The 12874-nt window shown below is 29.3% G+C and carries 12 protein-coding genes; 3 read left to right on the forward strand and 9 right to left on the reverse strand.

Going from position 1 to position 12874, the window contains the following annotated elements:
- The first annotated feature begins 166 nt into the window (after positions 1–166).
- Positions 167–550, forward strand: coding sequence for a SatD family protein (locus ACSYT2_RS06775; RefSeq protein WP_430856422.1), 384 nt, complete (start codon positions 167–169; stop codon positions 548–550).
- Here ACSYT2_RS06775 and ACSYT2_RS06780 read toward each other — a convergent pair.
- The 4 genes from ACSYT2_RS06780 to ACSYT2_RS06795 form a co-directional block, all read right to left on the reverse strand.
- The gene (locus ACSYT2_RS06780; protein ID WP_438384283.1) at positions 540–1349 is read right to left on the reverse strand and encodes a DUF3307 domain-containing protein; all 810 of its coding nucleotides are present in this window, start codon (positions 1347–1349) and stop codon (positions 540–542) included. The two genes, ACSYT2_RS06775 and ACSYT2_RS06780, sit on opposite strands and share 11 nt — an antisense overlap.
- A 20-nt stretch (positions 1350–1369) precedes the next feature.
- A complete protein-coding gene (locus ACSYT2_RS06785; protein WP_430856424.1) occupies positions 1370–2104 on the reverse strand; it encodes a SatD family protein in 735 nt (244 codons plus the stop codon).
- A gap of 242 nt (positions 2105–2346) precedes the next feature.
- Complete coding sequence (miaB, locus tag ACSYT2_RS06790) at positions 2347–3678, reverse strand: tRNA (N6-isopentenyl adenosine(37)-C2)-methylthiotransferase MiaB (RefSeq protein ID WP_430856425.1); 1332 nt, start codon at positions 3676–3678, stop codon at positions 2347–2349.
- A 115-nt stretch (positions 3679–3793) separates the two neighbouring features.
- Positions 3794–4561, reverse strand: a complete 768-nt coding sequence (locus ACSYT2_RS06795; protein ID WP_430856426.1) for a hypothetical protein — start codon at positions 4559–4561, stop codon at positions 3794–3796.
- Between the two features lie 149 nt (positions 4562–4710).
- Between ACSYT2_RS06795 and ACSYT2_RS06800 the strand changes: the two genes are divergently transcribed.
- Positions 4711–5097: a hypothetical protein gene (locus ACSYT2_RS06800; protein ID WP_430856427.1), complete on the forward strand. Its 387-nt coding sequence runs from the start codon at positions 4711–4713 to the stop codon at positions 5095–5097.
- A gap of 56 nt (positions 5098–5153) precedes the next feature.
- Here ACSYT2_RS06800 and spoIIP read toward each other — a convergent pair whose 3' ends face one another.
- Positions 5154–6182 carry a stage II sporulation protein P gene (gene spoIIP / locus ACSYT2_RS06805; protein ID WP_438384286.1) on the reverse strand — a complete coding sequence of 343 codons (1029 nt, stop codon included), beginning with the start codon at positions 6180–6182 and terminating at the stop codon, positions 5154–5156.
- Between the two features lie 277 nt (positions 6183–6459).
- On the opposite strand from spoIIP, the gene ACSYT2_RS06810 reads away from it, so the two are divergent.
- Entirely contained in the window at positions 6460–7644 is a 1185-nt protein-coding gene (locus tag ACSYT2_RS06810) for an aminotransferase-like domain-containing protein (RefSeq protein WP_430856698.1), read from the forward strand.
- A 108-nt stretch (positions 7645–7752) separates the two neighbouring features.
- Here the strand turns inward: ACSYT2_RS06810 and ACSYT2_RS06815 are convergent, their stop codons facing one another.
- The 4 genes from ACSYT2_RS06815 to ACSYT2_RS06830 all read right to left on the reverse strand — a co-directional run bounded on the left by ACSYT2_RS06815 (position 7753) and on the right by ACSYT2_RS06830 (position 12583).
- The gene (locus ACSYT2_RS06815; RefSeq protein WP_430856429.1) at positions 7753–8619 is read right to left on the reverse strand and encodes a GNAT family N-acetyltransferase; all 867 of its coding nucleotides are present in this window, start codon (positions 8617–8619) and stop codon (positions 7753–7755) included.
- A gap of 76 nt (positions 8620–8695) precedes the next feature.
- Positions 8696–10603 carry a bifunctional 4-hydroxy-3-methylbut-2-enyl diphosphate reductase/30S ribosomal protein S1 gene (locus tag ACSYT2_RS06820; RefSeq protein ID WP_430856430.1) on the reverse strand — a complete coding sequence of 636 codons (1908 nt, stop codon included), beginning with the start codon at positions 10601–10603 and terminating at the stop codon, positions 8696–8698.
- A gap of 31 nt (positions 10604–10634) precedes the next feature.
- Entirely contained in the window at positions 10635–11297 is a 663-nt protein-coding gene (gene cmk / locus ACSYT2_RS06825; protein WP_430856431.1) for a (d)CMP kinase, read from the reverse strand.
- A gap of 71 nt (positions 11298–11368) precedes the next feature.
- Positions 11369–12583, reverse strand: a complete 1215-nt coding sequence (locus ACSYT2_RS06830) for a BaiN/RdsA family NAD(P)/FAD-dependent oxidoreductase (RefSeq protein WP_430856432.1) — start codon at positions 12581–12583, stop codon at positions 11369–11371.
- Positions 12584–12874: the final 291 nt, after the last annotated feature.

A 12874-nucleotide genomic window follows, 5' to 3' on the forward strand; every position in this document is an offset into this window, starting at 1 on the left:
TACTATATTACATATTAATGTTAATAAAAGATACTCTATTACAGAATTAAAATTGCAACTAATAATAATTTACAGGTTAAGTCCATAACCTTAACCTATATAGTGTTAAGCCTATGGCCTTAACCTGATTAATCAATAGAATACTATAATATTTATGGAGGTAACCATGTACGAAGTTATGATCTGTGATATTGAAAATTCAAGAGAACTAGTTAATAGAGATGAAGTTCAATTACTACTTATCGATATATTAAAAAGGTGTAATGAGAAGTACAAGGATACTATAATCGCTCCCTTTAGGATAACAACTGGAGATGAATGGGAGGGATTACTTAAGATCGATTCTCCCAAATTAGAAATTATGAATTTTTTCAGTGATAATCTACCTGATTATATAAATTTTTATACTGGTATAGGTATCGGTGAACTTTCTATAAGTGACCTAACTTTACCAGTTAATGTATTAGATGGACCAGCATTTCATGCTGCTAGAGACGCAATAAAATATGGAAAAAAGAAAAATCTCAATCTAGTTCTATTTAAGAAATAGAAAAAGAAACTATTCTTGAAATTATTAATCCACCAAGTATCCCTACTATAAGGCTTAAAAAAGTCCCGATAATAAAATATTCTACAAAATTATCTTCTTTAAACTTATTATATCTTGCAATTGATTTTAGAGTTAAAACAAATACAATTATTGCTGGCTGTTTAATTATTATTCCTAGCATTATAAATAACCTTTCAAGGATACCAATAATAAAACCTCCGTTTGTAGCCCCTTGAATACTATTATCATTAGAGTTACTACCTAAACTATTTAATAATGTTCTAGAAAAATATGCTGTACCGTAAGTACTTATAAGAATAACCAATATTACTATTAATACTATATTATGACTACTAAAATAAGAGGGAAATGTACTAGCCCCAAGGAAAATTTTATCAGGAATACTTGACCAATTCCCACTAGCAAATACAATAATTATGCAAATATAATGTAGAAGTTGATCTATAATAAATATCCAAATATTACTCCTAATACTATTATTCAGTAACGTAAAAATTGATTTTATACTATCTATAATAAAATGTAGTATTCCAATTACTATAATTGAAAAAAGTCTATAATTTAGAGAAAGATCAGCAAAAAAGTTTACAATTACCAGACCTAAATATATACCAACTATATGAATGAAACTGTGAATAGCATTAGCCTTAAAAAGCTTGTACTTATTTTTATTGGTTAAGCCCCCTTCAGGAAATCTACCTTCTGCTATCTTTTTATTTTGAAATATAAAATCACAAAACATATGTGATATTAAAGCAATTAGAATATATGTTATCATTCCTTTACCTATCTATGATGCTAGGTTAATAATTTATTTATTAACTCACCTATAGCCTTTGCATTATTTTTAAAGACAAAATACTCTGCCTTATTTAATCTCTGAGATATACTCGATTTTGAATTAGCTTCTTTCGCCTCAATAATCTTATTATATGAGCCATACTTTTCATATAGTTCTATTGCTTCTAATTGTTTATCAGTAATATTATTAAATAGTATCTCATTATTTTCAATTAGGATATTTATAATATCTATTGAAGATATACTTTCCTTAGTTGGTACACTACTATAATTAGTAACAGCTATCTCTGATACACTCTCCATAAAAGTATATAGACTTTGAGATGTTCTTATAATTACTCTATTAGCTTTAGAATGAATATATTTATTTCTCTTATTCTTTGTTATATTTAATGCCTCTCTAGCTGATATAAATGCTTCACCATCCATTTTAGTTGAGCTATTGTATTCTGCAGTACTTATTGAACCAATTCCTATTCCGCAATAGGTTATAATAGATTTCTTGGCTAGATATAATCTTATTTCATTATAGATAGAATAGCTTTTCTCCGGAGAATTAAGTACGATCTGCCACTCATCCCCTAAAGTAATATTGATAGGCGCAACAAGAATATCTTTATATTTAAAGTTTAATATATCAAAATATCTAATTATCTCTTCTTGTATCCTTTCTCTATTAAATAACTTTCTAGAACCAACAATGTCCATATTTATTACACTATAGATATTCACGATAGTAACCTCCTTTTATCTTAAATTAAATTATATGGCTAACCTCCTATTTATTCTTATTATTTACAATATATTTCAAGTTATACTCACTACAGTTTATATATTAAATTACTTCTTAATTGCTAAATCTTCTAATCTAAATATGTTGTATTATATATATAATACATAATTTGGTAAAATTAAGAAAGTTAAATATAAAAAAATCCGCTGTCTTAACAACGGATTTTTTTATATTTACTCAATCAAACTAATTCACCAAGTAGTGAGAAAGGTTGGGCTCTGTAAATCTTTAAATTAACAAGCTTACCTACAAGGCTAATATCTCCTTCAAAGTTCACAAGTTTTCCATTTCTTGTTCTTCCCTTAAGCTTTGTTTCATCATTTTTACTTGGGCCTTCTACAAGAACTTCAACTATTTGTCCTTCATATAACTTATTACTCTTAGCTACGCCTTCATTTACAGCTGAAACTAATCTGTTAAATCTTTCATGTTTTACATCATCAGGAATTTGATTTTCCATTTTGTCAGCCGGAGTATGATTTCTTCTTGAATATAAATAAGTAAATGCTGAATCGTAACCTACTTCTTTAACAACTTTTAATGTTTCTTCGAAATCCTCTTCAGTTTCTCCAGGGAACCCAACAATAATGTCAGTAGTTATTGAACATTCAGGCATTTCTTCCTTAATCTTTTTTATTAAACTCATGTACTTTTCCTTATCATAGTGTCTATTCATTATTTTAAGAATTGAATCAGATCCACTTTGTACTGGAAGGTGAATTTGCTCACAAAGCTTGTCACATTCTTTAATTGTCATAATAACTTCTTCTGTTAAGTCCTTAGGGTGAGATGTCATAAATCTTACTCTCTCAAGTCCTTCAATCTCATTAACTCTTCTTAAAAGCCCAGCAAAGTTTATTTCTTCTTCTAAGCCCTTACCATATGAATTAACATTTTGACCTAATAAAGTAACTTCCTTATACCCCTTTGCTACTAGTTCTTTAATTTCATTTTCTATTTCTTCAGGTTTTCTGCTTCTTTCTCGTCCTCTTACATATGGAACTACGCAGTAAGTACAGAAGTTATTACATCCATACATTATTGTAACAAAAGCTTTGATAGAACTTTCTCTATCAATAGGTAAACCTTCAACTATTTCTGTCTCTTTATCAAATATTTCTTTAACTTGAACCCCTTCTGTTTTAACTCTGTTTAAATATTCAGGGAACTTATGTGAATTATGTGTACCAAAGATAATATCAACAAATGGGAATTCCTTTAGTATTCTATCTGCCATCCCCTTTTGTTGCATCATACAACCACATATACCGATAACTAAATCTGGATTTTTCTTCTTTAATTTTTTAATATGCCCTAGATTACCATATACCTTATTTTCAGCATTTTCTCTAACACAACATGTATTAAATATGATAATAGATGCATCCTCTTTTGTTTCACATTTTGTATATCCAATTCTTTTAAGCATACCAGATAGCTTTTCAGAATCCTCTTCATTCATCTGACAGCCCCATGTTTCTATATAATACTTTAAATTCTTATTATCTGACATAGTTTTCTCCTTTTTGCAATGAAATTTCCATTACATTATATCAAATAGAGGTAATAAAATAAAGTTTCCTCTTTATAATTAATGGATTTGAATACCGACAATAAAAGACATTTATTTAAAATTTTAATAGTACTGTCTTTAAATTATTAAATTCATCTTCAGTGATGCTTCCTCTATCAAGAAGTCCCTCCAATTTAATTAATTCATCTACTAGTGATATATCATCATCTGTTATACTAGCATCTAAAGCTGCAGCTTCAACTTTATTAACTTCCTCAATTTTTTCTGAGTATCCTCTAAGAATTCCTTGGAAAAATTCTATTATTTCATTAGCTGACTTATAAATAGAAGAATACATATTTGAGTTAATATTTAATTCAGTGCTTACTAGAGTAATTGAAATATCTGGATTACTGCTATCGTTAATGTAAACAATAAGTTTCAAATTTCTAATGAAGGTTCTGCTTTTATCTCCAACAACTTCACCACTACCAGGTACATCAGATGATCCCTTGGTTAAAGTTACATCATCTTCTATTAATTCATAACCACGAAGATCACTATAATCATAAATAATTGAACTAGATTTCTTTTTCCCAAAGCCATCAAGAATTACCCATTCCTGATTTATTTCATCAATTTCAATAAATGTCCCTAGCTTTTTAGTTTCTTTGAATGCAGCAAGTTTCACTTCATTCATCTTATTTTTCTCTATAGCTCTATTAATTTCAGACTTATGTCTATCTTTAATATCTATTTTATTTGATAAAAATTCACCGCATGCTTTTAAACAGTTTTTACATACGTGTCCATCTTTGATTTTAATTTTACCCTTATCCTCATTGCAAATATTACAACTTTCCTTTTCACTAAAAATACCCATAAAATCACCCCTTATTAGCGTAACCCTTATTATACATCCATTAGTAAATATTCTCAATATATAATATTAAATTTAATATTCTTATTAGCTTGAATATTAAATATTGTAATGATGTGATAATATAAGTATGAAAGGATGTGACAGATAATATGAGTAAAATTTCATCAAAGTATTTAAACCTAGAAGGGTTATCTGCCTTAATTGAATCTGCAAAGGATACTTCACCATATGATGGTGCTTTAATATTAACTAGTGCTGGAATAATTGCTGGTAAGCTATCACCGGTATTCTCAGAAACAGATATACCTACTGCTGCTGAATTAGTTTATGATTATAAGGAATCCTATATGAATGGTTGCATAAATAATAAAGAGGATGTTGAGGTAATTGGAGATGGTAGCCTGTTAGTTATTAAAGAAGCCCTAGTTAAGTACGGTAATAATCCTGCTCTAGCTCTAGAAGAAATAACTATTCATTGTTCGGATGTAATAGGCTTTTCCCCTATTAATTTAGATAGTTTTAAGAAACAATTATAGTGGATTAATTAAATAGTTTAAGAAAATTAAAGGGAAGCAAATTTGCTTCCCTTTAATTATTTTTTGTTTAACTCTTCTGCTATGAGTCTTGCAATTATTTTAGCAGTTTCTTTAGCTTCTTCTGGCGTATTTAATTGTGATCCACATTCAATTAATAATGAATTTTTGATTATGCTTTGGTGTGGTTCACATAGACCATGATTAAACTCAGTGGTTCTATTTAATATACCTGGGAATAAAGCTTTACTCTTTTCAATCATTTCTTCTCTAATTGCTTTATTTTCATTATAGAAAGGACTTCCTTTAGATGATACAAAGGATATTTTTCCTGCATTAACCCCATTTACGCTTACAGTAGAGGCAGCTTTAGAATTGGCTGAATCCCTATGAAGGTCAATAACTAATTTAAAATCTTTATATTTATCTACATAACTCTTCAATGTAGGATAAGACCTTGAATAACTTTCATTGTAAGAAACTGAATGATTTGTTTTATCATGTACTACAGAAATACCGTAAACTTCTTCTAGTTCCTTTGCTAAAGTATTGCCTACACCAACAATGTTGTAATTATCATCAGTAGTATCAGTACCTCCACCAGCAAAACCTTCTGTTGTATGAGTATGATATATTAACACTTCTGGTTTTGTACTATTTAATGCTTTCTTTAAAGTTTCATCAGCAATATTATCTGTATCAATTTTTGTTATTGAATTGTCACTTAGGTTAAAGGGATCTATCTTTAATATTGATGAATTGGTATCTACAGTAAAGTTTTGATTAAAAAAGCTTAATTCATTATTTACAATAAAAAAAGAATTAAAATTAGATAAGCCAAAGACCTCTAATAATACTGTCTTTAATGAAACCCTATTCTCAGCAAAATTATCAGGGTCATATATTTGATTTTCAACTATAGGCATACCAATATTAAGTAGTTGAACATAAGGAAGACTCCCTCTTTCATTAGTAGACCTTAAGACTTTAACAGTTTTAAATGATATAAATACAATAGCAATAATAAATATTATTAATCCAATATTAATTTTGGGGTGCTTTCTGATTTTAACACTTTTGTTATACATAATCTTCCCTCCAAATATGATTGTCCAATTATTTTGCTTTACTATTTATTTATATGTAATCTATTTTCAAATATTATTAGTATATGAAATTTTATATGTTGTATTTTTATAATGTTGAGTTTTTTATTATTATCAATATATAAAAATCAATATTTATTTATTTATTATATGATAAGATTATTTGTCATTAATTTAACTATATTATCTTGTTTTTTTATAGAAATTCATTAATCATTGTAGTATAATTGTCCTTAAACACTTATTCAAGGGGGCATAAATTATGTTTGAATTTTCAGAAAGAGCAAAAAAAGCAAAAGCATCAGAAATTAGAGAAATCTTGAAACTTACAGAGTTACCTGAAGTAATTTCCTTCGCTGGAGGGCTACCAGCACCAGAATTATTTCCTGTAGATCAAATAACCGAAATGGTAAATAAGGTTCTAAAAGAAGAACCTCATAAAGCTTTACAATATACTACTACGGACGGGTATAACCCTTTGAGAGAGGGCATTATAAAACAAAGAATGAAGCCTTTTGGGATAGAGGCTACTCTTGATAATATTTTAATTACAAGTGGTTCTCAGCAAGCCATAGACTATTTAGGAAAAGCTTTTATAAATGAGGGAGATGTTATCATTTGTGAGAGTCCAAGTTACCTAGGTGCTATACAAGGATTTAAACAGTATGGTGCTAGGTTTGTAGAGGTTGAAATGGATGAGGAAGGAATCATAATAGATGAGCTTCGAATGGCTATAAAGGCTAATCCTAGTACTAAGCTAATATATACTATCCCAGATTACCATAATCCAACTGGTAGAACTATGAGCTTAGATAGAAGAAAAGCCTTAGCAGATATTGCTGCTGAATTTAAGATACCTGTTATTGAAGATGCGCCATATGGTGAATTAGTATTAGAAGGTGAAAAATTACCTTATGTTAAAAGCTTTGATGAGGAAGGTTATGTTATTTTCTTGGGAAGCTTTTCAAAGACCTTCTGTCCAGGCTTTAGAATTGGTTGGACTTGTGCTCATCCTGAGATAATTAAGAAACTTATTATGATTAAACAAGCTTCCGACTTGCAAGTAAGTACTTTTGATCAAATGATTGTTGGTTATTTTATTAATAATTACGATCTAAATGATCATATTAAGAAAATAAAAGCTGTTTATGAAGTGAGAAAGGATGCTATGCTTAAAGCAATGGAACGAAACTTCCATGAAAGCATTAAATTTACAAAATCAAAGGGTGGATTATTTACTTGGGTTGAAGTTAAAGAAAGTATTAATACTGTTAACCTCTTAGAAGAGGCATTAAAAGAAGATGTAGCATTTGTTCCAGGAGCATCATTCTTCCCTAATGGCGGTTACAATAATTTCTTTAGATTAAACTATTCTAATATGCCAGTAGATAAGATAGTTGAGGGAATAGAGAGATTAGCCAAGGTTATTAATAAGTACTACTAATATACTTATACAACATAATATTATCTACAGCAAATTAAGGACTATCATATATATTTTAATTAGCACCATTAAAGGTTAAGTCAAAATATTAAGTGATAGTCCTTAACATTATTTTAATAATTCTTGTGCCCATATCCAAGTTGAGAAATTTCCTATTTCTTCAAAGCCTACATTTGTATATAATCTCTTAGCTGGTAAGTTATTATAATCAACCCTTATATATAATTCATCTATACCATAATTTTTAGCCATTTCTATTAGCTTTATTATTAAATCTTCACCATAGCCTTGCGCTCTATATTTATCAATAATTCCAAAGTTAACTAAGGAATATATTCCCCTATTAAATATAATTTGTCCATATCCTATGATTTTACTATCTACCTTGATGAAGGTACATAGCTCATTAATATAGTAATCCTGCTTCTCGTCATACTCAATATCTTCTATAGAAAGAGGTGTTCTACTATCATCTTTAAAAATAGCATTTTGTATCATACACCTGAGTTTTGCATCTCTTTTCTTTTCATAAGGTAGAAAGACAGCATTACTTCTTCTCTTATGGATTTCTATAGAATTATTTAATTTCATCAATTGGGTAAGTCTTATTCTACTCATTTTTAATTTACTAACCATAGCTAATTGATATTCATCTTCTAGTCCTTCATATATAACTAAATTGCTTTTTAATATTAGAGGAAGATTTTCATTGAAGTATTTTAGATATTCTTCCTTAATATACATATCCGATATACGTATACTTGAAGTTGATGGAACTTCAACCCAAATATAGCCTATATATTCATCATGTAACTTTATAAGCTTAACAAGCTTCTTTACAAAGTATTTAAATAAAAAAGCTTTATTATCATAATATCTATAAAAATCCACTCTAAATTTTGTTTTCCTTCTTGCTTCATCCAGTAAAGCATTAAAATATTCAGTATTTTTATTATTTAACTTCTCAATAACCATAATTAACTACCTCATTTCAAATAGGAAAAGAACTCCCTTTTATGTATATGGGAGTTCTTTTGTTTTATTACCTATTTTAAACGTCTTTCATACTTAAGCTAATTCTCTTCTTATCTTCATCTACTGATAATATTATAGCTTTAATTTCTTCACCAACAGAAAGAACTTGTGATGGATGTTCTACTCTATCATGGCTTATCTTTGAAATATGAACTAAACCATCTAATCCTGGCTCTAATTCAACAAAAGCACCGAAGTCATTCAATCTTACAACCTTACCTAATACAACAGATCCTTCAGGATACTTTTCTTTAGCATTAGCCCAAGGTTCTGGAGTTAATTGTTTTATGCTTAGTGATAGTTTTTTAGCATCTCTATCTAATTCAATTATTTTAACATCAATGATGTCACCCTTCTTTAATACATCTTCAGCTTTCTTTACATGATTCCATGAAATTTGAGATAAGTGGATTAGTCCATCTACTCCATTAATTTCAGCAAAGGCACCAAAAGTAGTGAATCTCTTAACCTCAGCCTTAACAATATCACCTAGATGGAAAGTATCCCAAGCTTTTTCTTCCTTTTCAGCTAAGTCTTTTTCTAAGATTACTCTTCTTGAAGCAACAATTTTTGAATGACGTGCTAAGGAGAATTCAATTAACTTAACTTCAATAGTTTTACCCTTATATTCTTCTTTATTATTTACGAATTTAACATCGATTTGTGATGCAGGAATAAATATTCTAACACCCTTATAGTATGCTACAAGACCTACTTCTTTAACTTCTGCTATTGTAACTTCAAATATCTTGCCTTCATTATAAAAAGCTTCAAGATCTGTTAATGCTTCCTTTCTTTCATATTCTAATCTTGAAAGAACAACATATCCATCATTGTTTTTAAGCTTTATTACTCTTGATTTTATTACATCTCCAACATTTAATGTATCAGCCATTTCAGCAGGTTCACCTATTGAAGTTAACTCCTTGAATGGAATAACTCCATCTGATTTATAACCAACAAGTGAGATTATAATCTCATCTCCTCTTTTTGAAAGGATTTCCCCTTCTACTTCATCACCAATAACGAATCTCTTATCCATTTCGTTCATTAATTGTAGTTGTTCATCATTTTGGTTTAATTCGCCTTGCATAATATTAATTACCTCCCTAATAATCCAGTCTGGAGTTGAAGCACCAGCTGTAATTCCAATTCTCTTATATTTATTATTATTTATATATTCTTCTGGTAATTCAGAAGCATTTTCTATATGTATTGTATTTTCACAGTTACCTTTAGCAATTTGATAAAGCTTAGTAGTATTTGAACTGTTTTTTCCACCTACAACTATCATAGCATCAACTTCTTGTGATAATTCTGCCGCACTTTTTTGTCTAACTTCTGTAGCAGAACAAATTGTATTATATGCTAAAACTTCTTTAGAACGTAGTGAAAGATTGTTTATTGTATTCTTCCAGTTCTCTTCTTTCTCAGTAGTTTGTGAAACCGCACATACTTTTTGAGGTAATTCATCTGGAAGGGTTCCATCATTTGTGATTATGGCATTATTATCACACCAACCATTAATCCCGATAACTTCAGGATGCTTTTCATCCCCAAGGATTACTATGTTGTACCCTTCCTTTGAGAATTTTTCTACCTTCTTTTGAATATTAGTTACAAATGGGCAAGTTGCATTTAGTACTACTAAGCCCTTCCTTTCTAACATTTCAGTAACATCCTTTGAAACCCCATGGGATCTTATAACTATAACATCATCGCTCTTTAACTCATCTATATTCTCTAAATTAATAGCATAGATATTATTTTCTTCTAGATGTTTAACAACATCGTTGTTATGAATTAAAGGCCCTAAAGTATATATTTTTTTATTATATTGTTTTTGTATTTTAAGAGCTTCTTCTACTGCACGTTGTACACCAAAACAAAAGCCTGCATTTTCTGCTAATTTAACATTTCTCATAATTTTCCTCTACTCCTAAGTATATGTTACATTATTTATTATTAATCATATTTCTTATAGTTGTATTAATTTTTTCTGTAACATCATCTATATTTAATCCTGTTGTGTCTACTTCTAAAGCATCATCTGCCTTTTTAAGTGGGTCTATTACTCTATGGGTATCCTTGTAATCTCTTTCTATAATATCATTAAGGATTTCATCATAAGAACATTCTATATTTCTTTCTTGTAATTCTTTAAATCTTCTTGTTGCTCTTTCCTCTGCTGTTGCAGTTAAGAAGAACTTAAATGGTGCCTCTTTAAGTACTACAGTACCAATATCCCTACCATCCATTATTACATTAAATTTCTTTGACATATCCCTTTGAAGTTTAACAAGCTTAACTCTTACTTCTTGAATTGAAGCATAAGCTGAAACAATTGAACTTATTTCAGGTAAAGTTATTTGATCTTGTATATTTACTCCATTTAATATTAAATCATCATTTTGGAATTCCATCTCCATAGTTTCAATTAAATCACATATTTCATTAACCATGTTAGGTGAAAGATCATTTTCCTTTGCTTTCAACGCTACTGCTCTATACATAGCACCAGTATTAATATACATTAAATCAAATTCCTTTGCCACTAACTTAGCAATTGTACTTTTTCCTGCACCTGCTGGCCCATCTATTGCAACTGAAATTCTCACAGTTAATTTCCGCCTTTCATTTTTAATTATGTATAGTATAAATTATATATATATTTATCTTTCCAGACAAGTTAAATATTTGATCCAGCTAAGAAGCCTGTAGCTAAGGCAACTTGGACATTATAACCACCTGTAAATGCATCAACATCAATAACTTCTCCAGCAAATCCAAGATTATCTACTATTTTAGATTTCATAGTAGATGGATCTATTTCTTTAGTATCTACCCCACCAGCTGTAACAATTGCTTCAGCAAGGCTCCTTAGTCCCTTGATTTCCATAGATAGATTTTTAAGGAGGAATACTAACTTCTTTCTTTCTTCCTTAGTTATTTCATTTACCTTCTTATCTGGATCGATTTCAGAAAGGTGTATGATTGTAGGAATTAATTTTTTTGGTAATAAATCATCTAAGGAATTTTTGAAATCCTTATTGATATACTTTTGGAAATCCTTTTGTATTCTCTTATCAAGAGCGGGTATATCCATGGCTGGTTTTAAATCTATAGTAAGTGTGTACTTATTCTTTCCTACTACAAATCTACTACCGCTTAATATTAATGGTCCTGAAACCCCAAAATGAGTAAATATCATTTCTCCTTGGTTAGAGTAAACAGTATTCTTTTCTTTTTTGATAGTTACATTTACATTCTTAAGTGAAAGACCCATTAAGTCCTTAACCCATTGATCCTTTATTTCTATTGGTACAAGGGAAGGCTTTAATTCAATTATATTATGTCCTGCCTTCTTAGCAAAATTTTGCCCATCTCCTTTAGAACCTGTTAAAGGATATGAAGCGCCACCTGTAGTTATAATAAAATAATCACCTGAAATTTTTTCACTATCATTTACGATAACTTCTTTAATCCTCTTACCCTCCATTACTATATCAGTAACTTTGTGGTTAAGTAATATTTTTACATTCGATTTACTCAAGCCATTTGATAAACCTCTTATTATATCTGATGATTTATCTGATTCAGGGAATACTCTTCCCCCTCTTTCTACCTTAAGTTTAATTCCTTCATTTTCGAAGAAATTCATAGTATCTTCATTTGTATATGTATAAAGTGCACTATATAAAAAATGAGGATTCCCAGGAATAAAGTCAAAGAATTCAGAAATATCCTTTGCATTTGTTACGTTACAACGACCTTTTCCTGTTATAAATAGTTTTTTACCTATTCTCTCATTACCATCCAATAATAATACTTCATGTTCCTTGCCTGCTGTCATAGCAGCCATCATCCCTGCTGGGCCAGCACCAATCACTATAACCTTGCTCATCTTATGCCCTCCTTAATCAATCTTTTTAATTTTACTATATTAAGTAGAAAATATAAAGAGTTAAATATATTCTGGAATAATATGGTATATTATGGTGCAATTTAAAAGATATTATTGTAGTATCAAGCCTCCCTGAATTAAGCACAAAAATTTCCGAATTAAATTCAAAGAAGGATGGAACTGCAGTTATTTTAAAGTATTCAAATAGTAGTAATACATCAATAACAGTTGAGTTTAGTGATGATAAGGGGAATAGATATAAATTAAATGTGATTGATGACAAAGTTACCA

The sequence above is a fragment of the Clostridium zhoujianii genome (assembly GCF_051590805.1).
Lineage (GTDB): Bacteria > Bacillota > Clostridia > Clostridiales > Clostridiaceae > Clostridium.